Below are 24859 nucleotides of genomic sequence, written 5' to 3'. Positions count from 1 at the left end.
GCGGGTGCTTCGGTGCTCTCCTGCCGGGGGGCGGACCGCGGGTCAGGCGGTCCGTTCGTAGACGGACACGTGGTAGGAGCTGTCGGAGGTGTAGGCGCCGCCCTTCCAGTCGCCGAAGCGGTCCCGCAGGCGCAGCCCCGCCATCCCGGCCATCAGGTCGAGTTCGCCGGCATGGGCGTAGCGGAAGGAGACCGGGACGTGGTGCACGCCGTCGCCGTCGACGATCAGGTAGTCCGAGGTGTACTGCTGCGCGGCGCGGTCGACGCGGCGGGTGCGGACCGTCACCCCGCCCGGGATCGGGAGGGTGGCCACCGCGGCGCCCGGGTCGGCGAGCGCCTCGGGGACGTGGGCGTCGAGGACGAACAGCCCGCCGGGACGCAGCCGGTCGGCGGCGTTGGCGAAGCAGCGGACCTGGGCGTGCTGGGTGGGCAGTTCGAAGAACGTCCCGTTGACCACGTACACGAGGGCGAAGGTGCCGTCGACCGGGACGTGGCTGAAGTCCCCGGCGGTGACGGGGACGGACCGGCCACCCGGTTTGGCGCGGAGCCGGTCGGTCATCTCGGGTGCGCCCTCGATGCCGTGGACCTCCAGGCCCCGCGCGGCCAGTGGCAGGGCGATCCGGCCGGTGCCGGAGCCCAGTTCGAGGAGCGGCCCGCCGCCGGCGGCCCCGGCGAGACCGGCGAGCAGGTCGACGGTGCTGTCGGTGACGTACGAGGGGAACCAGTCGTCGTAGCGGGCGGCGAACGCGGTGGCGTAGTACGGGTCCTGGTCGGCCATGGCGGACGGTCCTTTTCGTGGCGGCGGGCACGGTGCGGGCGGGGTGCGGGCGGCGGGCGGAGTGCGGGCGGCGGGCCCGTCAGCCGAAGGGATGCGGCCGGCCGGGCCGTCCCGGTCCGGCGGCTCCGGCCGGGCCGCCCGGCAGCGGGAGGGCGCCCGGGGCCACGGCCCGCACCACCCGCAGCCCGGCCTCGGTGCCCTGCGGCGACGGAGTCGGTACGGCGATCACGTCCGCGCCGGTGTGCGCGGCCAGCAGTGGGCCCGGACCGGCGTGGTACCCCACCGGGGCCTGCGGACCGGCGTGGTCGTGGCGGGCTTCGGCGAGCCAGAGGGCCAGGCTGTCCTGCCGGTGGTAGGCCCAGAGCGCGTGTTCCAGCGCGGTGGCCGGCTCCGTGGCACCGGCCCACCGGGCCCAGGTCTCCCGCGCGACCGGGGTTTCCATGCTCCAGCGGACCATCAGGGCCTCGTAGGCCGCCTTCCCGGCCAGGGCCGGATACCGACCGGCCGGGCCGCAACGCGCCCCGAACGCCTGGCCGGTGCCGTCCGGGGCGTGGACGCAGACCACCACGCAGACCGCTCCGGCCGGAGCGGGCAGGAGGAAGGCCGTCGCCTCCAGACCGAGGAGGCCGAGCGACTCGCACAGCCCGGGGTCGGCCCGCCAGGGCACCACGACGGGGGGTTCGGTGTCGTCGCCGTACCAGCTGCGCCGGATCAGGTCGCGTTCCAGGATCTCCCAGAGGGCGTGGTCACGGGCCGTCGCCTCGTCCGGGTGCGCCGCCACCCCGGTGGATCCGGCGCTGATCCCCGCCCGGCAGCCGGGCGGGGGCCGGTGGCGCAGGTACACCGCTCCGGCGGGCACCAGGACGTCTCCCCCGTCCGTCAGCGACCGGCCGACCGCCCAGAGCAGGGCCGCGTCCCGCACGTCGCCGTCGGCTCCCCGGGCGCCGTGGACCAGCAGCGCGGGATCGACGGCCGGCCGGCCGGCGCGGTGCAGCCGCCGGTACGTGGCCCGCACCCCGGGCCCGGCCTCCGCCTCCCGCCCGGCCACGATGTTGCCCATCCGCTCGATCAGTTCGCCCCTGGCCCGGACGGCGGTGTCCTGCGCGTCCTGCCCGGCCGCACTGCCGACGACGACCTCGTCACCGCCCGCACGGACGCCGGTGAACAGCGCCGACCGGGCCGCCGCGCGGGCGAACACGACGGCCGGCGCACCGGCGAACGGCCGGAACGCCTGGGCCTCCCACGGCCGGGCCGGCGCCCCTGCGGAGCCGCTCACGCCGACGCCTCCGCGCCGGCCCGGGCCAGCACCCGGCGGCCCTCGTCGGTGAGCGCGGCCCGGTGCGCCTCCAGCGTCGTGGCGGCCTGTCCGACGTCCTCGCGGTGCCGCGCGTACCTGGTGCGCAGCAACTCCTGGTCGAGGGCCGGTCCTGAGCGTCCGGTGAGGAGCCTGCGGTAGAACGACGCGCTGCGGGACAGGACCACCATCTGGTGGAACAGCCCACCGAGGGGGCGCCGGTCGGCGCGCAGCGGTGTCGCCACCAGGGCGCCCTGTTCGGCCGTGCGGTGCCAGAGCGGTGTCGAGATCAGCGCCGCGTTGCAGCGCTGGTGGGTGCCCTCGTGCAGCAGGGCCTCCGCCAGGCGCAGCGGGGCGGGCAGGCCGTCGGGTTCGTCCGTCAGGCGCTCCCGGCCGAGGAACACCGCGCCGTGCACGGTGAAGTCGGTGAACCCTTCGATGGCTTCGCCGGACAGCAGGGCGATCTGGCGCACGGTGTACGTCAGTTCGTCGAGCATGGCCGGCCAGACGGCGGCCAGGAGCCGGATCGCCTCGTCGGCGGTCGCGCGTTCGGTGTCCGTCCACGCGCGGACCTCGCTCGTCGCCGGTGCTGCTCCGTTGCGCGCTCCGGCGGCCGGGGCGGGCGGGGTGTCGGCGAGCGCGCGGGCGACCGAGCGGCTCAGGTGCGGCTGGGGCCCGGCGAGTTCGAGCCGCCACGGGCGGCCGCCGCAGTCCCGGCCAGGCACCGCGCGGGCGAGGGCCAGGGCCGTGTCGAGCCGGGCGGCGAGTTCGTCGTGGCGCTCCGGGGTGAGCGGACCGGAGCGCAGCGCGCGCTGCGCGGTGTGGGCGAGCTCGATCACGGCCGGGTGGCCGAGGTCGTCGGCCGTCAGGCCGGGGTGGCGCGCGGCGAGCGCGGGCGGATGGTGCGGCGGCGCCGCCGGACCGTCCGCTCCGGGAACGGGGGCGGGGGCGGGGGCGGGGACGGCCAGTGTGGCCCGGCGCAGCGCGCCGAGCGTCAGCCGGCAGACTCCCCGCTGGTCGCGCGCCGCCTCCGCCGCGTTCGGTTCGATGTCCACGTGCGCGCTCCTCTGTGCCGCCGCCGGTGGGCGATCCGCCGGGCGAGGCCGGTCAACGATGGATCAGAAGTGGCACGCGGCGGACCGAATGGCCGCCGCGTGCGTCACGCGCGGGTGGTCACTCGCCCGGAAGGTCGATCAGCAGCGGAAGCTCCGGCAGTTCCTCCGACGTGACGGGCTCGATGTCCTCGTACATGATCCGACTCCCTTCGAACCACCGGATCCCGCCCGGATGACGGGCCCTCGGCGCGCATTCATCATCCTCAGTGATCATGCGGCTTCCAAGAGTGACGATCCGCTTCCGGTGGGAACCGGCCGACCCGTGGGCAACGGGTTTGAACCGGGCCGGTGCCGGTGGAACCACGCGCACGGGCTGGCCGGTAGGGCACCGCACGGACCGGAACGACGGCGTCCGGTGGCGGCGCTTCCACCCCGGGAGAGCCGGACAACGTCCGAATCCGCGCGTGCCTCCGCACACCGGGACCGTCCAGAATCTGATCCGTGACGACCACGCGCCCCGCCCCACCGACGCCGGAGCGGCCACAACCCGGCCGCCTGGAGAGCCCCTTGCCCGAGGCGCGGAGCGACGGCGCCCACCCCGCCGACGACGCCCACCCCCTCGTCGACGGCTACCCCGCGAGCCCCAGCGTGCGGGCCGGAGGCGTCCTGCGGCTGCACCTCTCGACCCGGGCGGACCGCTTCCGCGCCGACTTCTTCCGCTGCGGCGCCGAGGTCCGCCACATGGGCGGCACCGGCGGGCCCGGCCGGTACGCGCCCGCCGGCCGCTACGACCAGGACTGGCACTGGCCCGGCCATGACTTCACCGTCCCCGCGCACTGGCCCTCGGGCGTGTACATCGCCGTCCTGCGGCCCCACGCGTCCGGCCCGCCGGACCTCCCGGAGCCCGGCGCCGGCGCGGAGCACCTGGACGCCCGGCACTCGCGCCTGCTGTTCGTGGTGACACCGGCCGGGCCCACGAAGGCGCGGGTGCTGTACAAGGTGCCGGTCCTCACCTACCACGCGTACAACCAGAGCGGCGGCGGAAGCCTCTACGGATCGCTGCGCACCGACGATCCGCCGCCCGGCGCGGACACCCCGGTCACCCAGGCCGTCACCCTGCGCCGCCCCGGCGGCGGCATCGGCGGCCCGGTCAAGGGCTACCCCGACGCCCACGACCCGCGCACCCCCCGGCAGACCTTCGCCCACTGGGACGCCCCGTTCGTCGCCTGGCTGGAGCGCGGCGGTTTCACCGCCGACTACTGCACGGACCTCGACCTCCACCAGGACCCGCACCGCGCCGACGGATACCGCCTGCTGCTCTCGGCGGGACACGACGAGTACTGGAGCGCACCCGCCCGCCGCCACGTCACCGCCTTCCGCGACCGCGGCGGCAACCTCGCCGTCTTCGGCGCGAACACCTGCTGGTGGCGCGTCACGGTCTCGGCCGACGGCACGACCGTGCGCTGCGCGAAGCACCCGCCCGGCGCGGCCCCGGGCGTCGACGTCGACCGGCTGCGCGGTGCCCCCGGCCACTGGTGGGAGTCCGAACCCGAGAACACCCTGACGGGCGTCAGCTACCGCAACGGCGGCGGTCACTGGGAGGGCCCCCGGGCCCCGCTGGGCTTCACCGTCCAGCACACCGGCCACGAGCTCTTCGCGGGCACCGGACTGCGCGACGGCGACGTCCTCGGCGCCGAACACGCCCTCGTGGGGTACGAGTGCGACGGCGCCGCCCACCGCCGCGACGGCGCCGGGCGGGCGGTGGCGACCGGCGCGGACGGTACGCCGCCCGGCTTCACCATCCTGGGGGTGGCCGACCTCCCGGCCGATCCGGCCGCCGGCTGGCACACCGCCGTCCGGGAGGACGACGGCCCCGGCCGGGCCGCGACCTTCGGCCTGTACACCAGCGGCGGTACGGTCTTCACCGCCGCCACCGTCGACTGGCCGCGGCTGCTCGCCCTCGACCCCCGGGTGCGCACCATCACCCACAACGTGGTCACCGCGCTGTCCTGAGCCCTGCCGCCCCCGCGCATCCCCGCACGTGCCGGTGCCGCCGGCACCCCGGGAACGGGCGTCGGCGGCACCGGCCGGGCGGTCAGCCCAGCTGCGGGGCGACCCGCGAGGCGATCAGCTCCAGGTGGTCGAGGTCGTCCAGGTCGAGGATCTGCAGGTAGATGCGCTGGGTGCCGTGGGCGGCGTAGCGGCCGATGGTCTCCGCCACCTCGTCGGGGGTGCCGGCCAGACCGTTGGCCTTCAGCTCGGCCACGTTCCGGCCGATCGCGTCGGCGCGGCGGGCGACCTCGGCGTCGTCGCGGCCGACGCAGGCCACCAGGGCGCTGGAGTACACCAGGTCGTCGGCCTCGCGCCCGGCCGCCTCGACGGCGGCCCGCACCCGGCCGAACTGGGCCGCGCTGGCCTCCGGCGAGACGAACGGCATGTTGAACTCGTCGGCGTAGCGGGCGGCCAGCGCCGGGGTGCGGGTCGGGCCCGTGCCGCCGATCAGGACCGGGATCTTCTCCTGGGCGGGCTTGGGCAGCGCGGGCGAGTCGGTCAGCGTGTAGTACTGGCCGGCGAAGTCGAAGGTGTCCCCGACCTTGGTGTTCCACAGCCCGGTGATGATGGCCAGCTGCTCGTCCAGCCGCCCGAACCTCTCCTTCGGGAACGGGATGCCGTAGGCGGCGTGCTCCTCGGCGAACCACCCGGCGCCGAGGCCGAACTCGACCCGGCCGCCGCTCATGGCGTCGACCTGGGCGACCTGGATGGCGAGCACACCGGGCAGCCGGAAGGTGGCGGCGGTCATCAGGGTGCCGAGGCGGATGGTGCTGGTCTCCCGGGCGAGGCCGGCCAGGGTGATCCAGGCGTCGGTCGGCCCGGGCAGGCCGGCCCGGATGGCGGCGGCCGGGTCGCCCTCCGGGGCGGAGCCCATCCGCAGGTAGTGGTCGGAGCGGAAGAAGGCGCTGAAGGCCCCGAGTTCCTCGGCGGTCCGCGCCACCCGCAGGAGGGTGCCGTAGTCGGCGCCCTGCTGGGGTTCGGTGAAGATTCGAAGATCCATGCGGCCCATTCTGGTATAGACCGCCCCATGATCCCCGGCGATTCGCCAATCGTCCCGGACGTCGGCCGGGCGAACGGCGGGCGTCCTGAGGGTGGCCAAGGTCTCAGCCCGGAAGCGCCCCCGGCCGCCTTTTCCACGCCGGGGCTCGCCTACGGTGGACGGATGTTCGCCACGCCCGACGAGTCCCGCAGGGGCTCCCCCGACCAGCCGGCCGGCTGTCCGCTGCCCGGGATCGTCGCCGCCTTCACGCCGCGGCTGGCCGAGTTCGCGTTCGAGCCCGGCTTCGTCGCCGTGGTCGACCAGCACGCCGCCGAGCTGCGCGAACTGCTGTACGCGCAGGGGCCGGAGCTGCTGCCCCGGCCCCTGGACCGTGAGGAACTGTCGGACTACGCGCTGGGCTTCCTGGACGCGCTCGCCGAGATCGGCTGGCGCGAGCCGGTGGGGTACGACTACGCGGTGCACCGGCTGACGGCGATCTGCTGGCTGGTCCGCGAACAGGGGCTGCTCACGCCCTGACTCCGGGAGCCGCCGGGTGTCCTACCGCGGCTGCCCACCCGGCCGGCCGGGGTCGATGCCCGGGGCCGGCGGGGTGGTCGGGGTGGTCGGGCGGACCGGCTGGTTGGTCAGCGCGTCCGAACGGCCGGCCTGGTAGGCGCTGCCGCGCAGGTTGGCGCTCTCCCGCTCGGCGTGGTCCAGCCAGCGCTCCCAGCGCTGGCGCATCGGGATGATCAGACCGCCGCCGACGCCGACCACCAGGATCCCGGCGATCGAGGCGAGCACCGCGATCAGCACCGGGCCGGTGATGGCGGTGGCGATGCCGGCCTGGCCCAGCGCGGCGATCACGCCGAGCACCACGATGAACGCCCAGGCGATGGTGGCCACCGTGCGCCCGTACGAGGCGCCGGCGAGCGCGTTGCCGACGATGTCGCGGACGGCGTTGGCGATGGCCATCGCGATCACCACGATCACCACGGCGACGATGCCCCTGGGCAGCCAGGAGACAATGCCGTGGATCATCACGCTGATCGGGTTGGGGCCGAAGACGCCGAAGGCCAGTTGCAGGGCCATCAGCAGGATCGCGTAGTAGACGATCTTGCAGATGATGCCGGTCATGTCGTACTTGGATCCGCTCAGGTACCGGATCATCCCGGCCCGCGCGGCCACCCTCTCGGAACCGACCCGGCGCAGCACCCGGTCGAGGACCTTGGCGATCACCTTGGCGACGAACCAGCCGATGACCAGGATCGCCAGGAACGCGAGGAACTGCGGAATGAACTTGGCGACCTTGGACCAGGCTTCGGTGAAGCCGGACCCGAAGTCGACGGAGAGTGCGAGCTGCTGAGCCACGGGAGTCCTCCACTAGGCGACCCGACGCCCGGAACGGCGCGGGGTACACCCCCCACCCTTCGTGGATAGCAGGGTGCCCGGACCACCGCGCGCGGCGGCGGCCGGCACTGATCCCCCCGGGTGAACCCGTCATCCGGCAGGCGGCGCGTACAGTGGCGGTCCACGGGACGGACGGCGGGGCGGGACGGTACACGGTGAGCGGGCACGCGGTGGAACGTACGGGCGGCGCGGACGGCGCAGGTGGTGCGGCCGCCGCGGCCGGACACCGGGCGCTGGTCTGGCGGGTGCGGCCGGAGCGGCCGGCGGCGGCGGTGCTGGTGCTGCACGGCGGCGAGGAGCACAGCCTGGCCAGGCCCGGCCCGCTCAACCTGCCCGGTCTGCGGATGCACGGCTTCGTCCGGGCGGTGCGCCGGGAGACCGCCGGGGCGGGCGTGGCGATCGGTACGGTCCGCTACCGCCACCGGGGGTGGAACGGCGAGCGCGCCGACGCCGCCCGGGACACCCTCGCCGCGCTCGACGACCTCGCCGGGCAGCTGGGCCCGGTGCCCACGGTGCTGGTCGGCCACTCGATGGGCGGCCGCGCGGCGCTGCGCGCGGCGGGCCACCCGAACGTCACCGGGGTGGTCGCGCTGGCACCGTGGTGCCCGGCGGAGGACCCGTGCGAGCAACTGGCCGGCCGGGACGTCCTGATGCTGCACGGCGACCGCGACAAGGTGACCTCCCCGGCCGACACCCGCCGGTTCGCGGCCCGCGGCCGGACGGCCGGCGCCCGGGTCTGCGGCTACACCGTGGTCGGCAGCGGCCACGCCCTGCTCCAGCGGCTCGGCGACTGGCACCGCGCCACCGCCCGGCTGGCGGCCGGCCTCCTCGGCGTACACGACCTCCCCGCCGCCGCCACCGCCGCGTTCACCCTGCCCCCGGGCACCACCGACGCCCTCGGTGTCCCCCTCCCCTCCTATCCGCGCACCGCCCTCCCGACCGGCGCCTGAGGCCGTGGCCGTTCCCCGGCGGCCTGACCCGGCGGTGCGACCCGGCGGTCAGCCCCGTGGCGTGACCGGCCCGAGGTGGGCCGCGGCCCGGTCCGGGTCGTAGAACCACTGGTCGAGGTCGGCGGGGTCGTCGAAGCCGTTGGCGAAGCGGTGGGCCACCGCCGGGATCCGACCGGCGGCACCGAGCAGATCGAGGACGCGGGCCGGCGGCGGGGCGAGCATCGCGTTGGTCCACCTGGTGGCGTGCCGCGCGCCCGCCCAGAAGCGGTCGAACGCGGCCTGCATGAAGTCCCGGTCGAACAACTTGTCCCCCTGTGCCAGGATCGCGTCCAGGTAGACCGCGGCGCACCCGGGACGCGCTCGGGACGCACCCGGACTGCGCGAATCAGCCCGTCCGGGCCGTGACCGGGCCGGTCGGAGCCGGTTTGCCGAACATGGTGCAGACCACCGCGTCCTTGAGCGCCTTGTCGGCCTCGACGAGCTTCGGGGCGGCCCCGAACTCGAACAGGACCTCCGTCGGGACGAGAACGGTGGCGGTGCGACTGCCGGTGCCGTCGGTGAAGTTGGTGCTGGAGTACCCGGTTATTCCCCCTTCGTGGGCCCAGATGGTGCCGCACGGGGTGGTACCCGTCCCGATGCCCAGCCCGGAGCCGGGCCCGTTCACCGGATTCTCCGGGTCCGTCGGGACGGTGGTCCGCATCTGTTCCAGCTGAGCGGCGGGCAGCAGCTTGCCGGACATCAGCGCGGTGTAGAACCGGGACCAGTCCCGCGCGGTGGACACCACCGCCCCGGCGGCCCCGCCCCAGCTCGGGTCATTGCCGGAGACGTCCACATGGCCGTCGTGGCGCACCCCGGCGATCTCCCGGAACTCGGTGGGCACATCCGGCGGCATGTGGGCGGAGTCCGGTTCGTAGCCACGGACGTACCGCCCGTGCCAGCTGGAGTCGGTGGCGAGATAGGTGTGCCGCAGGCCCAGCGGCCGGGCGATCCGGTCACGGATCAGGTCGGCCGGGCTCGCCCCGGTGACCTGTTCCAGGACCGCGCCGACCGCGACGTAGTTGGTGTTGCTGTACGACCACTTCGCGCCCGGGGCGAACAGCGGCTCGTGCCGCACGCCCACGGCGAGCAGGTCCAGGGAGGTCCACCGCCGCGGGTCCTTGCCGAGGATCGAGTTCAGGACGGCACCGTCCTCGGTGTAGTCGAACAGGCCGCTGGTGTGGTTCAGCAGCATCCGCAAGGTGATCGCCCCGCCGTTCGGGACCTTGCCCGGCAGCCACTTCTCCACCGGGTCGTCCAGGGTGACCTTGCCCTCGGCGACCAGCTGCAGAACGAGCGTGGCCATCATGGTCTTGGTGTTGGACCCCATCCGGAACTCGTCCCCCACCTCCAGCCGGTGATCCCGCCCGGCCCAGGGAGCCTGCTCGACGATCTCGACGGGCCGGCCGCGGCCGTCGTCCACCCGCACGATCACGCCCGGCGCCCCGGCGGCCACCAACTCCCGCGCCAGCTGCTTCAAGTGGGCCCGCTGCGCGTCGGCCCGGGCCGACGCGGGCGCGGACGGCGTGGCCGGTGCCGCCGAGGCGGGCACCGCGATCGCGGACACCGCCAACCCCACGGCCGACGCCGTCACCACGGCGGACAGCATGCGCGAACGGCGTGACCACACCGCACGATCCGACGAAAAAACATAGCGGGACATTGATCCGTTCCTCTGCGCTTCGGGTGAACTGGACGACCTCAGCCTCCGGCCCGCCACTGACAACCCGCGCACAGCGCGCTGTCAGGCGCCCCGGTGCCGGTAGGGCCAGTGCGGTGTCGGCGGCGCCGAGGACGGGTGCGGAAGGTGCGGGTGATGACCGGCCCCGCGAGGCGCCGGGTGACGGGCGGAGCCGTTCGCGGCTATTCGCGCAGTCCGATGGCCTCCACCGGGCGGGCGCGCAGGGCCAGTCTGGTCGGCACCAGAACGGCCGCCGCCGCCAGCGCCGAGGTCGCCGCCACGATCGCCAGATAGAGCAGCGGCGGGATGTGCGGGACCAGGGAGCCGGTCAGGCCCAGGCTCACCGTCATCAGCGGCAGCACCGGCACCGCGCTGCCGACCACGACCGCGATGAGGATCACCATGAGAGTCTCCGTCCGCATCATCCGCATCACCTGGTCCGGGGTCGCGCCCACCAGGCGCAGCAGCGCGAACTCCCGTGTCCTGGACAGGGTGGTCATCACCAGGGTGTTGGCGACGGCCACCGCGATGTAGCCGAAGACCAGCACCAGCGGCAGGGCGTTGCCGACCAGGCCGACCGTGGCCGTCCGCTGCTGGGCCGCGGAGAGGCCGCCCTTGTCCCGGACCAGCACACCGGGGTAGCGGTCGTTGAGCCCGGTGAGCTCGTCGATCACCCGCTGCCGGTCGGCGCCCTCCTCGGCCCGGACCAGGACGGAGTCGTACATCCGGCGCGAACTGTGCTGCAGGACGGTCTGGTAGGACAGCGTGACGTCGCCGAAGCCCAGTCCACGGCGGTAGACGGCGACCACCCGCGGTTCCATCGTCTGCCCGTCGGGAAGGTGGAGCCGCACCGTGTCCCCGACGCCCGCGCCGAGGGTCCCGGCTGCCGCGCTGCTGAGCGCCACCGTGTCCGCGGACAGCCCGTCCAGGCCGCCCTCGGTCACGTCCAGGTCGACGAGCCGGTCCAGTCGGCCCGGGGTCAGCCCCTGGGCCTGGTATTTGAAGATCTCCGGGGAGTCGAGCATCCGGATGGAGGCGAACAGGTCGATCCGCACGGTGCCGGTGGCGGACTCCACTCCGTCCAGGCCCTCGATGAACCGCGGGGCGTCCACCGGCAGGCCGTCGGCCTCGCTGGTCACGGTGTAGTCGGCCACCACGCCCGCCCGGGCCTGCTCCTCGGCCGCGCCCGCCGTGGTGGTGGGAATGAACAGCTGCACCGAGGCGAAGCCGATCGCCAGGATCAGCGGGCCGATGCCGGCGGCCAGCCGGCGGGCGTTCGCCCGGGTGTTGGCGACGGCCAGGCGCCCCAGCCGGCCGAACCACCACTGGAACGGCGCGGCCAGCAGCCGGGTCGCCCGGGCGACCACCGGCGGGGCCAGCATGAGGATCGCGATCACCATGACCAGCCCGCCGCTGGCCGCGCCGGCCGCCGCGAAGACACTGCCGAAGAACAGCGGCAGCAGCGCCGCACCGAGGCCGAGGACGAACAGCAGCACCCCGAAGAGGACCCGGGCCCGGCCGAGGCCGGGCTGCTCGGTCCGGGCCGCGCTCAACGCCTCCACCGGCCGGACCGACACCACCCGGCGGGCCACCGCGAACGCCGCCACCTGCGCGGCGATCACCCCGATGACGACCGCCGCGACCATCGGCAGCGGGCCGTAGGAGAACTCGAAGTCCTCGGGCACCACACCGATGACGGAGAGCGCGCCGCGCAGCACCTCCGCGGCCGCCGCACCGGGGATGCAGCCCAGCACCGACGCCACCAGTGAGACGACCAGTGTCTCGCCCGAGATCATCTTGTGGATCTGCTTGGGTGTGGCGCCGACCACGCGCAACAGCGCCAGCTCGCGCCGCCGTTGGTGGACACCCAGCGCCAGGGTGCTGCCCACCACCACCATGGTGATGAGGATGACGATGCCGCCGAGCGCGCCCGCCAGCTCCCTCAGACTGCCCCGGGCCGTGGCCACGTCCGGGTTCTCCACGCTGCTGCGCCCGTCGCCGGTGCGGACGTCGGTCCGCGTGCCCTTGAGCGCCGCCCCGACCCGGTCGGCGAGCCTGCCGGTGTCCGTGCCCTTCGCCGCCAGCACCCCGATCGCGCTGACCTGGTCGGTGCGGCCGAACAACAGGCGGGCCTCGTCGTCGGTGAAGAAGACCGGCGGGGTGCGCAGCGCCCCGCCACCGCCCGTGTAGGTCACGATGCCGACGACCTTGTACGGGCTCGCGGCGCGGGTGGAGGCGATCCGGACGCTGTCGCCCGCCTTCACCCCCGCCCGGTCGGCGACGGACTTCTCCAGCACCACCTCGCCGGCCCGCCGGGGCTCCTGACCGCTGCGCTCGAACGGGCCGAGCCCGACCCCGCCCCAGTTCGTCCCGATCGAGCGCCGGTCACCGGCCCCTCTGACCAGCTCCCCTTTCCCGTCGACGAGTTGCGCGGGGAAGTCGAGAACGCCGACGGCCCGGCCGACGCCCTCGGTGCGCGCCACCGTGCCGACCAGGTCGGCGGGGACGCCCACCGCGTCGGTGAGCGCCTTGGTCTTGCTCTTCTTCCCCTCGTGCACCGTGAAGGACCTCTCACCGCCGACCACGACCGGTGCGCCCGCGTACCGCTGGACCGGCACCCCCGACCCGATGCCGGACTGCAGAATGACGCCGAAGGCCGTGATGAGCACCGACGCGCCGAACAGCGCGACGAAGGCCCCGACGAATCCGGCCCTACGCTCCTTGACGGTCTGTACGACGAGCCTGAACACGCCTCACCACTCCCCCAGTCCGGTCATCCGCTCGGCGACCCGCTCAGGAGTGGGCCGCGTCATCTCCTCCGCGTGACTCCCGTCCCTGAGGAACACCACCCGGTGCGCGTAGGAGGCGGCGACCGGGTCGTGGGTCACCATGACCACCGTCTGCCCGAGGTCGTCGACGACCTCGCGCAGGAGCCGCAGCACCTGCTGCGCGGTGCGTGTGTCCAGCGCCCCGGTCGGCTCGTCCGCGAACACCACCTCCGGCCGCGCCGCCAGCGCACGGGCGATGGCCACCCGCTGCTGCTGGCCGCCGGAGAGCTCGGCGGGCCGGTGGTTCATCCGGTCCGCGAGCCCCACCCGCGTCACCAGCTGGTGCATCCACTGGTGGTCCGGCCGGCGCCCGGCGAGCATCAGCGGCAGGGTGATGTTGTCGGCCACGGTCAGCGCCGACATCAGGTTGTACGCCTGGAAGACGAAACCGACCCGCTCCCGGCGCATCATGGTCAGCTCCACCTCGCCCAGGGTCGACAGGTCGGTTCCGCCCAGCACCACCGAGCCGGCGTCCGGGCGGTCCAGCCCGGCGGCACAGTGCAGGAAGGTGCTCTTGCCCGACCCGGACGGGCCCATCACCGCGGTGAACGAGCCCCGGGCGAAGGCGAGGGACAGGTCACGCAGCGCGTGCACGGCCCCGGCGCCCCTGCCGTACGTCTTGCGGACCCCGTCGAGGCGCACCACCCAGCGCGGGTCCGGAGCGGCGCCGCCGTCCGGCCGGGGCTGCGCCGCGTCCTCCCGTGCGGGCGCGTCGGGGAGCCCCTCCGTCCGCATTCCGCGTTCCCTTCCGCCCACTTCCGGCCCTCCATCGCTCGTACGCACAACCCGACGTTCACGACGGTAGGTTCACGATGGAACGGGGACCAGGGCGTGCACTGGAGACCCGATGGTGCAGAAAACTGCCACCCGCGGTTGGACCACGCACGGTGGTAGGGTGATCGAAATGTCGACTCGGAGGGTCTGAAAAGCCGTGCGAGCGCCCTGGGTTGCCGCGCTACGACGGTTACGGCCCGAGCAGTGGATCCGCCGGACGGTGATCCGTTTCCCGCCCACCGCGGGCTATCTCCTGATCTGCCTCGGCACCGGGCTGGCCGGGGTGGCGGTGGCCTACCTGATGGTCGCGGTCCTCGCACTCTGCCTGGTGGGGACGGGCTTCCCGCTGCTGCCCGGAGCGCTGCGGGTGGTGCGCCGGTTCGCGGAGTTCCACCGCGGCCGGGTCGGGCGTCTGCTGGGAGCCGGGGCGCGCACCCCCTACCGCGACCTGGAGCCCGGTGCGGCCGCGCCCCGGAGGCCGTCCCTGCGCGATCCGGCGGTCCGCAAGGACCTGCTCTGGCTGATCACCCACAGCGTCGCCGGGACGGCCCTGTGCGCCGTCGCCCTGACCGTGTGCGGCCATGCGGTCAACTGGCTCACCGCGCCGGTCTGGTGGAAGCTCGCGCCGAGCGAGCGCGACGCGATCATCCTGCTGAACGTCGACTCGTGGCCGAAGGCCGTCGCCGCGGCGTTCGTCGGCGTCGGCTACGCCGTGGTGGCGATGGCCGCGGTGCGGCTGCTGGCCGGCGCGCACGCCCGGGCGTCCCGGTGGCTGCTGACCGCCCGCCCGCGGGTCGCGCTCGCGCAGCGCGTCCGCGAACTGGCGGTGACCCGGACGGAGGCGCTGGACGCGCACGACGCCGAACTGCGCCGGATCGAGCGGGACCTGCACGACGGGGCCCAGGCCGCCATCGTGGCCGTCTCACTGCGCCTGGGCATGATCAAGCGGGCGCTCGGCCAACGCCCCGAGCAGGTCCCGGAGATGGTGGACGCGACCCAGCTGATCGCCGAGCAGGCCCTGGAGTCCCTGCGCCACCTGGTCCGCGGGATCTATCCGCCCGTGCTCGCCGACCGCGGGCTGAACGACGCGGTGCGGGCGCTCACCGCCCACTGCGCGGTCCCCGCCAGGATCGACATCGACGAGACGGCCGGCCCGCCGCCGCGCGCTCCGGCCGCCGCCGAGGCCGCCGCCTACTTCGTGATCTCCGAGGCGCTCACCAACGTCGCCAAGCACAGCGGTGCGCGGAGCGCGCTGGTGCGGCTCCGGGTCACCGCCGACGCGATCGCGATCAGGGTGGAGGACGACGGCAGGGGCGGCGCCACGGAGGGCGCGGGGAGCGGGCTTCCCGGACTCAGGCGGCGGGTCGCCGCCTTCGACGGGACCACCGAGCTGTTCAGCCCGCCCGGGGGCCCGACCGTAGTGAAGGTGGAAATTCCATGCGGATCCTGATCGCCGAAGACAACGCCCTGCTCCGTGAGGGGCTGGTCCTGCTGCTGGGCAGCGAGGGACACGAGGTGTGCGCCACCGTCGAGAACGGTGACGACCTGCTGCCCGCGCTGCTCGAACACCGCCCGGACGTCGCCGTGGTGGACGTCCGGCTGCCGCCCACCTTCCGGGACGAGGGGCTGCGGGCCGTGGTCGAGGCCCGCCGGCAACTGCCCACGCTCCCCGTCCTGGTGCTCTCGCAGTACGTCGAGCGGGCGTACGCGACGGAGCTGCTCGCCCAGAACGCCGCCGGCGTCGGCTACCTGCTGAAGGACCGGGTGGGGCGCGCCGAGGAGTTCCTCCAGGCGCTGCAACGGGTCGCCGACGGCGGCACGGCGATGGACCCCGAGGTCATCTCGCAGCTGATGGTCCGGCGGGTCGGGGCCGATCCGCTGTCCGCGCTGACCCAACGCGAGCGCGAGGTCCTGGCGCTGATGGCGGAGGGCCGCAACAACGGCACCATCGCGGAGCTGCTGTTCATCACGGAGAGTTCGGTGAACAAGCACATCGGGAACATCTTCGCCAAGCTGAACATGCCGACGCCGGAGAGCGGCCACCGCCGGGTGCTCGCCGTGCTGACCTACCTCCGGGCCTGAGCCGGCGCCGGGCCTGAGCCGCCGCCGGGCGGACCGGGGCGCGGCGCCGGGTGCCTGCCGGTCGGAGGTGCAGAGAACTGCACCTCCGACCGGAAGCAGGCCCCCGTGAAATCCCCCGCGCCCGGCTCCAGAATGAAGTCGTCGAAGGCGGAACCAGCGCCAGGACAACGGACACACGCAGCCGCCGGATCCCACGGGAGCCGGGAAGGACGTCGGCCGCGGTCCCTCCCCGTACCAGTTCGAGTCAGGAGCAGTCATGTCAGATTCAGCCGGCTGGAAGCCCCCGAAGGAACGTCCGATGTGGCCCTGGGTCGTCCTCGCGGTGGTCGCCGTCGGCGTCCTGGTCAACGTGCTCCTCACGATCTGACGGGCGGGCCGTCGCCAGGGCAGGAAACCTCCGCGCTCCCGGCCGGCCGGGCGAGGCGCAGCTGTTCCTCCTCCACGATCAGCGCCGCCAGCGACTGCTCCGAGATGTCGACCGCTTCAGGAGTCGATTCGGCCACGTCACTCCGGCGCGCGTATTCGTCGAACAACCGGCTCTTCGCGCGAAGAATCTCCACCATCCGCTGGTCGACGCTGTCCGTGGCCAACAGCCGGTGCACCCGTACTCGCCGCACCTGGCCCATGCGGTGAGCCCTGGCTATCGCCTGGCTCTCCATGGTGGGCTTCACCTGCGGTTCGCAGAGAATGACAACCGAGGCCGCTTGGATGTTCAGTCCCACACCTCCGGCCTGGATCTGGCTCAGCAGCACCGCATGACCCTGCACAGCGGCGAACTCGTCCACCACGTCCTGCCGTCGAACCGCGTCCAGGCCGCCGTCGACCGGGCCGAACGCACGCTGTCCCAGGGCCTCCTGGACAACCGTCAGAACATCTCGGAAGAACGAGAAGACAACGACCTTCCATCCGTTGTCCGCGGCCTCCTCGACAACTTCCATCAGCCGCTGCAGCTTCGCGGACCTCTCCGGGTCCGCGTACGCGGCACGGCGCATGGCCATGAAGTTCCCCTCGGCGACGGCCAGCCGGTAGGCGGCGAGATCGGATGCCGTCAACTCCTCCCATTCGTCGACATGAACGACGTCGGGAAGCTCGGTGAGAACGTCCTGCTGATTACGGCGGAGGTAGGCCGGGGCGACTGCCTTGCGAAACGACGTCGGCCCTGCGGCGGCCGAACCGCTGTGGATCCGGGGCAGCAGATCAGGCTGCAGATAGTGGACGAGGTTCCGGAACTCCTCCACCCGGTTCTCCATCGGGGTGCCGGTGAGGAACAGGACGCGGTCGACGCGGCCGGTCCACTCGGCCACCGCCTGAGAACGCTTGGCGCCGTGGTTCTTGACGTAGTGGGCCTCGTCCACCACGACCATGCCGACCGGGACCTCCTCCGGAACCTCCAGCCGGCGGAGTCCATCGAACGTCAGGACGGCGACGCCGCCGTTTCCGAGCCATTCGGCGCGCGCCGCCTCCCTCTCCTGGCCATGGAACCGGAACGCCCTCAGCGTGCTGCGTGACTCGATCTCCCTGACCCAGTTGACGAGGACGCTGGCCGGGCAGACGACGAGGAAGTGTGTGCTCCCGTGCGCTCGAAGATGCGCGAGCACGGCAATCGCCTGAACGGTCTTCCCGAGGCCCATCTCATCACCGATGATCACCCGCTTCTGCGCGAGGGCGAAGCGGGCACCGAACTCCTGGTAGCCGCGGAGCGAGACCTTGCACCGCGTGTCGTTCAGTGGCTCGGCCCGGACCCGGTCCGACAGATTCTCCGGAAGGAAGCCCTCGGAGGCGGTGACCCCGTCGGGGCCGAATCCGGCGGTCTCGGCGAGGACACTGTAGAACTCGGCCGAGCGGACTTCGAAGTCCGCCCATGCCTCGATGTCCGTGACCAGGGGGCGGAGAAGGTCCACGGACGCCTGGGCGAAGAGCACGGCCGTCCCTTCGCCCTCCATCTCCGCGACGAGGGCGTCGAGTTGATCGACCGCGGCGAGCGCCTGCTGTCTGCGCTGCCGCCCGGCGAACAGGCCTCTGACAACGCCCCGGGCCGGCTGGGCGGCGGACATCAGGGCGGCGACCTCACCGACGACACGCTCCGCGGTGTCCCTGGCCCGTCTCGCATCGGGCCCGGCGGCGACCAGCCGTTGGAGCGCGATGACCAGTGCGGTGCCGGCCGGATCCTGGTGGTCGATGTCCAGCCGGATGGCCACGGTCCGCTCGGCGGCCCGGGCGATCTGCCCCGCGGCGGCAATGGCCTGGGCGGCAGTCTGGGCCCCGACTCCGGGGAGCAGTTGAAGCGTGTAGGGCGTGGCGTCCACAACCTGCCGCACGGTCCTGAGCCCGGCGGCCTCCAACGCGGCGACGCGCAGCCGCCCCTCGGTCACATCCTTCAGCCGGGCCAGGGGGATGGCGTCCAGCTCGTCCCGGACCAGCCGGCCCCTCAGGCCAGCAGCGGCCTGGCACACCTGCTCGACAGCACTCCGGTGATCGCCGATGACCGCGCGAGCGACCGCGTGGAGCCGTTCGCCGTCCGCGAGGACGACCTTGGGCTTCCGGACGGTCCGTTGCCTCTCTCCCACTGACGGCTCCTGTCCCGACTCGACCGTGCGGCGCCCTCTCCGGGCATCCCCATGATTCCATCCGGGCGCCGGGGCGCCGGCCCGGCCCGGAGCCTGGCGGAAGTGACAGGCCACGCCCCGGATGTGCACACCCCATGCATGCCCTGCGAACGTTCCCGCCCGATTCCGGTCGGAATTCGCGCATGTACCGCCCGGCCATGTCCGCTGCTTTACCATCGCCCAGCCGTCCGGAAGTACCGCGTCCACAAACAGAAGGACGGATGGGAACTGTTCGCACTCTTGCCGACGCAACTGAACCGTGATTAGCATCGAGGCAAGTTTTCCGGAGGAGGTGAATATCAATGAAGGAGATCGAGGAGACGGAGTACGAGGCTCCCGCGCTGCTGCCGGTCGGTGAATTCAACGAGGTGACCACCTGGTACGGCTGGGCGAGCAACGACGGTGAGGGCGTGGCGATCATCTGATCCCGCCCCGACAGCACGCTGGTGAACGGAGGGGTTGTGGGCAGCACGTCCTGGTTCGTGGCTTTCCCGGGGAAAGCCGAAGGCCCGGCGCCCAGGATCCCGGTGCCGGCCGACGGCGTACGGGTGGTGCACCACCCGTCGGGGCGTCCGTGGATCGTCGCGGATGCCTCACACGCCCGGCTGGTGGTCGCCGGCACGGGTGCCAGGCGCCTCGCGCTGTTCGGCGAGTTCGACGCCGACGCCGGGCGCCTGGCACGGCTGCTCGACCGGCACGACGACGTACCCGGCCTGCTGGCCGCGGCGCACCGCGTCCCGGGCAGCTTCCACCTGATCTGCGCCGACGGCGATGCGCTCTGGGTCCAGGGCAGCGCCTCCGGGCTGCGGCAGGTCTGCTACGCCCGCCACCCCGAGGGCGGCTACGCGGCGGCCGACTCGGTGGAGCCGCTGATCGACTGGAGCGGGGGCGCCCCGCGGCCGGAGATGGTCGCCTGGGGGCTGGTCCACCCCGGCTTCGACTACGGCCTGACCGACAGCACCCACTGGACCGGTGTGCACCGGCTGCCCGCCGACCACCGGCTGCGCCTGACCGGCGACCGCGCCGACACCCGGCCCTGGTGGCGGCCCCCGACCGGCGGGCTCCCGCTCGCCGAAGGGGCACCACTGCTGCGCGCCGCGCTGGAGGAGGCGGTGGCGGTCCGGGTGCGCACCGCGGCCGGCCTCTCCGCGGACCTCTCCGGCGGCATGGACTCCACCTCGCTCTGCTACCTGCTGGCCGGCCAGGACGCGTCGTTCCGGTCGTTCGTCGAGCAGACCGTCGACCCCAACCACGACGACGCCCGCTGGGCCGCCCTCGCGGCGCGCGAGATCGGCCGGGAGCTGACCGTGCTGGGGCCGGAGGACGTACCGGGCCCGTACGACGGCATCTGGGACGGCGACACCGGCCTGGTCACCGAGGTGCCCTACGGCCTGGGCGAGCCGTACACGCTGATCCGCAACCGCACCCGTAAGACCGCCATGTCCCGGCTGTTCGCCGCCACCGGTGCGACGGTGCACATCGGCGGCTTCGGCGGCGACGAGCTGTTCACCGTCGCCCCCTCCTACTTCAGCGACCTCTACCGGACCGCGCCGGTGGCGGCGGTGCGCGGGATCCGCCCGCTCGCCCGGCTCCGCCGGTGGACGCTGCCGCAGGTGGTCAGGTCGCTGGCCGACCGGCGGACGTACGCCGCGTGGTTCACCCAGGAGCTGAGCACCCTGCACCTGCCGCGCCCGGCCACGGACGGGCCGACCGTCGGCTGGGGGCCGGCCCTGCACCTGCCGCCCTGGGCCACCGCGCACGCCGCCGAGGCGATCCAGGAGATCGCCCGCGAACGGTCCGGCGAGGTCCGCCCGCAGGCCGGGGACCGGGCCTCCCACACCGCGGTGGCCGGGCAGCGGATCGGCGGCCAGCGGCTCGGGCCGCTGCGGGACCTGATGGAGCGCTCCGGCGTGCTGCTGTCGTTGCCCTACATGGACGACCACGTGCTGGAGGCCGCGCTGGCCGTCCCGCGCGGCGAGTCGCTCCCGGGCCGGGGCTACAAGCCGCTGCTCAAGGCCGCCATGGGGCCGACCGGGAGCGGGGCGCTCTCCCGCTCGACCAAGGGCGAGTTCAGCATGTCGGTCTACCGCGGCCTGCAGCGCAACCGGCGGGCGCTGCTCGCCATGGTCGAGGAGCCGCTGCTGGCCGAGCAGGGCCTGGTGGACCCGGACGCGCTGCGGGCGAGCATCCGGGACACCATGCGCCCCCAGCACGAGACGGCGGCGCTGGAGCTGACGCTCGGCGCCGAGGCCTGGCTGCGCACGGTGGCCGGGCGGACGACCCCGACACCGAGGGAACCGGGAGGAATTCTGGTGAACAGCTATCCGGTGGCGCCGTGACGCCGCGCGTGGTGCCACACGTCACCCTGGTCCGGGAGAGCGAGGCGGCGGTGCTCCTCGACAAGAAATCCGGGAAGTATTTCCGGCTCAATCGGCTCGGCGCCGACGTTTTCGATCTGTTATCCGCCGGACAATCCCCGGAAGAAATCACGGAAACCCTCCGGAAAAGGTTTCCGGAGGCCCGGGAGAGAATTCCCGACGACGTCCTCCGGCTGGTCGAACAGCTGCGCGCGGCCCGGATCGTGGTGGACCGATGACCCTGCACATGACCCCGGAGCCACGCGCCTGGCTGCCGCCGCACCGCCGGATCGTGCCGCTGCTGGCGGTCGCCGCGAGCCGGCTGCTGGTCACCACTTCCAGCCCGGACCGGCTGGAGCGGCTGCTGCGCCGGCTGAGCGCCAACGCCCGGCCGGCCTCCTACGCCCAGGCGCTGCGGGCCCGCGAGGACGTGGTCTCGGTCAGCGGCCGCTGTGCCGGCCAGTACTGCCTGGAGCGGTCGGTGGCCGCCGCCCTGCTGGTGCGGGCGCGCGGCGGCTGGGCGGACTGGGTCTCCGGGGTGAACCTCGCGCCGTTCGCGGCGCACGCCTGGATCGAGGTCGACGGGGAGCCGGTGGGCGAGCCGCTGCGGTTGGACGGGTTCCACAAGAACATCCAGGTCTCCCGCCCGCCTGCCCGGGCCGGGCGGGCGGCCACGGCGGACGGAGAGGCATGACGATGGGCACCCTGGACACCGCGGCGATCGCCAAGGAGATCGCCGCCAACGGCTACGCGCTGGTACCGGACTTCGTGACCGGGCAGGCCCTGACCGACGCGGTCGCGGCGATGGAGACCTACTTCCCGGACCCGGAGGACGGCCGGACCACCGCCGAGGAGGTCGCCGCGCTCAAGCACGCGGTGCCGTTCCCGTTCTCCGCCAACGCGCTCAACCGGCTCTCCCTCGACCCGCGCGTGATCGAAGTCGCCGAACACCTGCTGGGCGACCCCGACCTGCGGCTCACCAGCTCGTTCATCCAGGCCAAGTACGGCACGGCGTACGGGCCTTCGATCGACCAGACGCTGCACAACGACGCCTGGGCCGCCAGCAGCCTGCTGCCGCCGCGCGCCGACGGCGTCTACCAACGGCTGTTCGGCATCGTCTACCTGACCGACGTCACGGTGGACACCGGGCCGACCTACGTGGTCGCGCGGGCCGAGCAGCTCGGTGTGCCGCTGCTCACCGCGACCGGCAAGGCCTCCTACGAGAAGGAGACCTACCCCGAGCTGTACGAGCGGCAGCGCCCGATCGAGGCGAAGCGCGGCTCGGTGCTGCTCTTCGTCGGTGACATCGTCCACCGCGGCGCCGGCTACCAGGGCACGCACGGCCGGCGGCTCGCGCTCTTCTTCAACATCCACGCGGCGGTGGCCCGTTGGACCGACAAGCACCTGTGGTCGATGCGGCCGGCCTCGCCAGGCTGGGACACCTTCCGGGAGTTCATGGTCGAGCTCTCGCCGCGCCAACGGCACCTGCTCGGCTTCCCCCCGCCCGGGGACGGCTACTGGACGGAGCAGTCGCTGGAGCGGGTGGCGGAGCTGTACCCGGGTATCGACACCGCCCCGTACGTGCCGGCCGAGCTCCGCGCGGGCCGCTGAGATGACCACCGACCTCGGCGACCCCGGCACCCGCCCCACTCCCCCGGCCACTCTCCCGGACACCGGACCGGAGCGGCGGGCCGCGACGGACGGCTTCGCGGAGCGCGCCGCCCGCGGGCTCCGCTGGCTGGGCGAGGCGCTGGCCCTGGGCCCGGGCTTCGGGACGGCCGTGGACGCCGCCGTGCCGCTGCTGTTCGACGGCTGGGGGCACCGGGACTCGCGCGGCTCCGACCCCGCCGATCCGGCCGCGCGGGTGGCACCGTTCGAGTACTCGCTGGTGCTCGGCGACGGCGAGCCCGAGCTGCGGATCTTCCTGCGCCCGCTGCCCCCGGCCGGGAACACCACGGCGCTCGGCAGCTGGGAGCAGGGCTGGCGGATCCTCGCCGAGCTGGAACGGCAGAACGTGGCCACGGCTGGCCGGGCGGCGGTGCTGCGCGACCTCTTCCGCCCGGTCAGCCGGAAGGCCTCGTTCGGGCTCTGCCTGGCCGCCACGGTCCGGCCCGACGGGCTCTCGGGAGTCAAGGTCTACCTGGACACCCTCGCCCAGGGCCTGGCCCGCAACCGGGAACTGGTCGGCGCCGCGCTGGAGCGGCTGGGCCACGGCGAGGCCTGGCGGTGGCTGCGCGCGCACGACCCGGCGAGCATCGAGGTGCCGATGCCGGCGGTGTTCTCGCTGGACCTGGTGGATTCGCCGGCGGCGCGCGCGAAGTTCTACACCACCGTCACCGAGCGGTCGGCCGGCGAACTGGAGGAGCGGATGGCCCGGCTCTCCGCGACCGCCCGGCAGAGCACCGCCGCGTTGCTGGACGCCCTCCCGGCCGCCGGGCCGCAGGCGCTGGCGGCGCCGGGGGTACGGCCGACGCTCTGCTGGAGCCTGACCGCGCGGCATCCCGGGCGGCCCGAGGACGCCACCCTGTACCTGCCGTTCAACCACTACACCCCGCACGCGGCGCCGACGCTGGCCCGGCTCGGCGGGCTGCTCGCACCGGCGGTGCGGGGGCGGGTCGAGGCGCTGGTCGCGCGCTGTGCGGCCGCCGCGCCCGAGGGCTCCGCGGCCAACCCGTTCCACTGGGCGGCGGCCAAACTGGACCGGGCCGACGGCGAGCTGACGCTCTATCTGGCCGCCGACCGGGTCGACGCCGCGGCCCGCGCGGAACGCTGAACCCCCGCGGCACCCGGCGCGGGGCCGGGCGCCGCGGGGGTCCGGGCGGGAGCAGTGCGAGCGACGGCCCTCAGACCGAGTGCTCCGGAGCCCGAACGGCCGGCGCCGGGAGCACCGGCTCCGGCCCGGGCGCTGCGAGCAGCCGGGCCGGGCGGGCCGCGAGCAGAACCCGGAGCGCACCCACCCAGACCAGGGCGGCACCGAGCAGGTGCAGGATCACCGCCGCCTCGGGCAGGCCGGTCAGCGACTGCACCACGCCGATCAGGCCCTGGGCCAGCACCACCAGCAGGAAGACCGCCGTCCGGCGGCGCGCGGCGGCGCCGGACGTGTCCCGGGGCAGCGCCGCGAACAGCACCGCCGCCAGCACCAGCACCACCGCCGCGAGCAGGCCGTGGACCACGGTGACCGTCGTCCAGTCCAGGCCGATCCGGGGCACGTCGGAGGAGTCGCCGGCGTGCGGGCCGGTGCCGCTGGTGACCGTACCGACCACCACCATCACGGCGGTGACCGCCACCAGGGCCGTCGCCAGGCCCCGGGCGCGCTCGGACGGCGCGGCCCCGGCGGGCCCGCCGCGCGCGTCGTCCAGCGTCGCGTCCCAGGTGACCGCGGCCGCGGTGAGCAGCAGCATCGCGGCCAGGAAGTGCGCCGCGACGATGTACGGGCTGAGCTTCAGCCAGACGGTGACGCCGCCGACCACCGCGTTCAGCACCACGATCCAGAACTGCGCCCAGCCGGCCCGGAGCACCCGCGGCACGGGGGTGCGCTGCAGCCGGGCGGCGATGATCACCCAGCCGACCACCACGCAGAGCACGCCGGTGAGCATCCGGTTGGAGAACTCGATCGCGCCGTGCAGCCCCATCTCGGAGGTCGGCGCGAGCGTGCTGTCGGTGCACATCGGCCAGTCGGGGCAGCCGAGGCCGGAGCCGGTGACCCGGACGACGCCGCCGGTCATGATGATCCCGATCGCCGCCACCACCGAGGTCACGGCCGCCGCCCGGACGCTCCGCGGTCCGAGCGTGTAGCGTCCTGCCAACCAGGACAAGGGGGTTCGCGCCATCGGGGCCATCCTCGATCGAGTCGTCGTTCGGTGGGCCCAGCCTACGACGGCCTTACGGATCGGTGGTCAAGGCCCTCCGAAGCGTCACGACGAGCACGATCCGCCGGGCACCCGCCCCGCTGTCCGCCGCGGAGCAACGCCTCCGCCGGCC

General features: G+C 73.9%; 23 protein-coding genes. 11 read left to right on the top strand and 12 right to left on the bottom strand.

Translation table 11 applies throughout. The annotated features are described in order from the left end of the window. Positions 1-42: 42 nt before the first annotated feature. The 4 genes from ACIO5D_RS00915 to ACIO5D_RS00900 form a co-directional block, all read right to left on the bottom strand. Positions 43-777: a class I SAM-dependent DNA methyltransferase gene (locus ACIO5D_RS00915; RefSeq protein WP_400651635.1), complete on the bottom strand. Its 735-nt coding sequence runs from the start codon at positions 775-777 to the stop codon at positions 43-45. A gap of 79 nt (positions 778-856) precedes the next feature. Next, complete coding sequence (locus ACIO5D_RS00910) at positions 857-2053, bottom strand: YcaO-like family protein (RefSeq protein ID WP_400793498.1); 1197 nt, start codon at positions 2051-2053, stop codon at positions 857-859. Beyond that, positions 2050-3126: an aKG-HExxH-type peptide beta-hydroxylase gene (locus ACIO5D_RS00905; RefSeq protein ID WP_400793496.1), complete on the bottom strand. Its 1077-nt coding sequence runs from the start codon at positions 3124-3126 to the stop codon at positions 2050-2052. The genes ACIO5D_RS00910 and ACIO5D_RS00905 overlap by 4 nt, the downstream gene beginning before the upstream one ends. Positions 3127-3244: 118 nt before the next feature. Continuing rightward, positions 3245-3400 (bottom strand): hypothetical protein, encoded by a 156-nt coding sequence (locus ACIO5D_RS00900; RefSeq protein WP_363606267.1) that lies wholly within the window; start codon positions 3398-3400, stop codon positions 3245-3247. A gap of 227 nt (positions 3401-3627) precedes the next feature. Here ACIO5D_RS00900 and ACIO5D_RS00895 point away from each other — a divergent pair, with 227 nt between their 5' ends. Next, complete coding sequence (locus tag ACIO5D_RS00895) at positions 3628-5139, top strand: N,N-dimethylformamidase beta subunit family domain-containing protein (RefSeq protein ID WP_400793494.1); 1512 nt, start codon at positions 3628-3630, stop codon at positions 5137-5139. A gap of 82 nt (positions 5140-5221) precedes the next feature. Here the strand turns inward: ACIO5D_RS00895 and ACIO5D_RS00890 are convergent, their stop codons facing one another. After that, entirely contained in the window at positions 5222-6178 is a 957-nt protein-coding gene (locus ACIO5D_RS00890) for an LLM class F420-dependent oxidoreductase (protein WP_363606270.1), read from the bottom strand. A gap of 162 nt (positions 6179-6340) precedes the next feature. Here ACIO5D_RS00890 and ACIO5D_RS00885 point away from each other — a divergent pair, with 162 nt between their 5' ends. Then, entirely contained in the window at positions 6341-6694 is a 354-nt protein-coding gene (locus ACIO5D_RS00885; protein WP_363606272.1) for a DUF6401 family natural product biosynthesis protein, read from the top strand. A gap of 21 nt (positions 6695-6715) precedes the next feature. Here ACIO5D_RS00885 and ACIO5D_RS00880 read toward each other — a convergent pair whose 3' ends face one another. Continuing rightward, positions 6716-7525, bottom strand: a complete 810-nt coding sequence (locus tag ACIO5D_RS00880) for a hypothetical protein (RefSeq protein WP_400793492.1) — start codon at positions 7523-7525, stop codon at positions 6716-6718. Positions 7526-7719: 194 nt separating this feature from the next. Here ACIO5D_RS00880 and ACIO5D_RS00875 point away from each other — a divergent pair, with 194 nt between their 5' ends. Continuing rightward, positions 7720-8514: an alpha/beta fold hydrolase gene (locus ACIO5D_RS00875; protein ID WP_363606274.1), complete on the top strand. Its 795-nt coding sequence runs from the start codon at positions 7720-7722 to the stop codon at positions 8512-8514. Between the two features lie 48 nt (positions 8515-8562). Here the strand turns inward: ACIO5D_RS00875 and ACIO5D_RS00870 are convergent, their stop codons facing one another. The 4 genes from ACIO5D_RS00870 to ACIO5D_RS00855 all read right to left on the bottom strand — a co-directional run bounded on the left by ACIO5D_RS00870 (position 8563) and on the right by ACIO5D_RS00855 (position 13794). Continuing rightward, positions 8563-8817, bottom strand: coding sequence for a hypothetical protein (locus ACIO5D_RS00870; RefSeq protein WP_400793491.1), 255 nt, complete (start codon positions 8815-8817; stop codon positions 8563-8565). Between the two features lie 82 nt (positions 8818-8899). Beyond that, positions 8900-10159 carry a serine hydrolase domain-containing protein gene (locus tag ACIO5D_RS00865; RefSeq protein WP_400758285.1) on the bottom strand — a complete coding sequence of 420 codons (1260 nt, stop codon included), beginning with the start codon at positions 10157-10159 and terminating at the stop codon, positions 8900-8902. 254 nt (positions 10160-10413) lie between these two features. Beyond that, a complete protein-coding gene (locus tag ACIO5D_RS00860) occupies positions 10414-12981 on the bottom strand; it encodes an FtsX-like permease family protein (RefSeq protein WP_363606275.1) in 2568 nt (855 codons plus the stop codon). Between the two features lie 3 nt (positions 12982-12984). Then, positions 12985-13794, bottom strand: coding sequence for an ABC transporter ATP-binding protein (locus ACIO5D_RS00855; protein ID WP_400758288.1), 810 nt, complete (start codon positions 13792-13794; stop codon positions 12985-12987). Between the two features lie 259 nt (positions 13795-14053). Here ACIO5D_RS00855 and ACIO5D_RS00850 point away from each other — a divergent pair, with 259 nt between their 5' ends. Next, complete coding sequence (locus tag ACIO5D_RS00850) at positions 14054-15283, top strand: sensor histidine kinase (protein WP_400793489.1); 1230 nt, start codon at positions 14054-14056, stop codon at positions 15281-15283. Further along, on the top strand, positions 15271-15915 hold the full coding sequence (locus ACIO5D_RS00845; RefSeq protein ID WP_363606279.1) for a response regulator transcription factor: 645 nt from the start codon (positions 15271-15273) through the stop codon (positions 15913-15915). The genes ACIO5D_RS00850 and ACIO5D_RS00845 overlap by 13 nt, the downstream gene beginning before the upstream one ends. A 356-nt stretch (positions 15916-16271) precedes the next feature. Here the strand turns inward: ACIO5D_RS00845 and ACIO5D_RS00840 are convergent, their stop codons facing one another. Next, positions 16272-18482 carry a DEAD/DEAH box helicase gene (locus ACIO5D_RS00840; RefSeq protein WP_400793735.1) on the bottom strand — a complete coding sequence of 737 codons (2211 nt, stop codon included), beginning with the start codon at positions 18480-18482 and terminating at the stop codon, positions 16272-16274. A gap of 341 nt (positions 18483-18823) precedes the next feature. Between ACIO5D_RS00840 and ACIO5D_RS00835 the strand changes: the two genes are divergently transcribed. From ACIO5D_RS00835 to ACIO5D_RS00810, 6 genes are read left to right on the top strand one after another with little or no spacing between them, the layout of a single operon-like run. Beyond that, entirely contained in the window at positions 18824-18946 is a 123-nt protein-coding gene (locus ACIO5D_RS00835; RefSeq protein ID WP_363606284.1) for a lasso RiPP family leader peptide-containing protein, read from the top strand. 36 nt (positions 18947-18982) lie between these two features. After that, positions 18983-20860 carry an asparagine synthase-related protein gene (locus tag ACIO5D_RS00830; RefSeq protein WP_400793487.1) on the top strand — a complete coding sequence of 626 codons (1878 nt, stop codon included), beginning with the start codon at positions 18983-18985 and terminating at the stop codon, positions 20858-20860. After that, positions 20857-21117: a PqqD family peptide modification chaperone gene (locus tag ACIO5D_RS00825; RefSeq protein WP_400793485.1), complete on the top strand. Its 261-nt coding sequence runs from the start codon at positions 20857-20859 to the stop codon at positions 21115-21117. Before ACIO5D_RS00830 ends, ACIO5D_RS00825 begins: the two co-directional genes overlap by 4 nt. Further along, positions 21114-21572, top strand: a complete 459-nt coding sequence (locus ACIO5D_RS00820) for a lasso peptide biosynthesis B2 protein (RefSeq protein WP_363606289.1) — start codon at positions 21114-21116, stop codon at positions 21570-21572. Before ACIO5D_RS00825 ends, ACIO5D_RS00820 begins: the two co-directional genes overlap by 4 nt. Continuing rightward, entirely contained in the window at positions 21569-22489 is a 921-nt protein-coding gene (locus tag ACIO5D_RS00815; protein WP_400651607.1) for a phytanoyl-CoA dioxygenase family protein, read from the top strand. The genes ACIO5D_RS00820 and ACIO5D_RS00815 overlap by 4 nt, the downstream gene beginning before the upstream one ends. A gap of 1 nt (position 22490) precedes the next feature. After that, on the top strand, positions 22491-23651 hold the full coding sequence (locus ACIO5D_RS00810) for a tryptophan dimethylallyltransferase family protein (RefSeq protein ID WP_400793484.1): 1161 nt from the start codon (positions 22491-22493) through the stop codon (positions 23649-23651). 70 nt (positions 23652-23721) lie between these two features. Here ACIO5D_RS00810 and ACIO5D_RS00805 read toward each other — a convergent pair whose 3' ends face one another. After that, positions 23722-24708: a heme A synthase gene (locus ACIO5D_RS00805; RefSeq protein WP_400793482.1), complete on the bottom strand. Its 987-nt coding sequence runs from the start codon at positions 24706-24708 to the stop codon at positions 23722-23724. Positions 24709-24859: the final 151 nt, after the last annotated feature.

This window comes from Kitasatospora sp. NPDC087315 (assembly GCF_044744345.1).
Classification (GTDB): Bacteria; Actinomycetota; Actinomycetes; order Streptomycetales; family Streptomycetaceae; genus Kitasatospora.
The sequence above is the reverse complement of the archived record's forward strand: the minus strand, read 5'-3'. Positions and strand labels throughout refer to the sequence as shown.

Coding starts and splice junctions, on each gene's coding strand:
- ACIO5D_RS00915 (WP_400651635.1), bottom strand. CDS start 777: ATGGCCGACCAGGACCCGTACTACGCCACCGCGTTCGCCGCCCGCTAC.
- ACIO5D_RS00900 (WP_363606267.1), bottom strand. CDS start 3,400: ATGATCACTGAGGATGATGAATGCGCGCCGAGGGCCCGTCATCCGGGC.
- ACIO5D_RS00890 (WP_363606270.1), bottom strand. CDS start 6,178: ATGGATCTTCGAATCTTCACCGAACCCCAGCAGGGCGCCGACTACGGC.
- ACIO5D_RS00885 (WP_363606272.1), top strand. CDS start 6,341: ATGTTCGCCACGCCCGACGAGTCCCGCAGGGGCTCCCCCGACCAGCCG.
- ACIO5D_RS00865 (WP_400758285.1), bottom strand. CDS start 10,159: ATGCTGTCCGCCGTGGTGACGGCGTCGGCCGTGGGGTTGGCGGTGTCC.
- ACIO5D_RS00855 (WP_400758288.1), bottom strand. CDS start 13,794: ATGCGGACGGAGGGGCTCCCCGACGCGCCCGCACGGGAGGACGCGGCG.
- ACIO5D_RS00845 (WP_363606279.1), top strand. CDS start 15,271: ATGCGGATCCTGATCGCCGAAGACAACGCCCTGCTCCGTGAGGGGCTG.
- ACIO5D_RS00835 (WP_363606284.1), top strand. CDS start 18,824: ATGAAGGAGATCGAGGAGACGGAGTACGAGGCTCCCGCGCTGCTGCCG.
- ACIO5D_RS00820 (WP_363606289.1), top strand. CDS start 21,114: ATGACCCTGCACATGACCCCGGAGCCACGCGCCTGGCTGCCGCCGCAC.
- ACIO5D_RS00815 (WP_400651607.1), top strand. CDS start 21,569: ATGACGATGGGCACCCTGGACACCGCGGCGATCGCCAAGGAGATCGCC.
- ACIO5D_RS00810 (WP_400793484.1), top strand. CDS start 22,491: ATGACCACCGACCTCGGCGACCCCGGCACCCGCCCCACTCCCCCGGCC.
- ACIO5D_RS00805 (WP_400793482.1), bottom strand. CDS start 24,708: ATGGCGCGAACCCCCTTGTCCTGGTTGGCAGGACGCTACACGCTCGGA.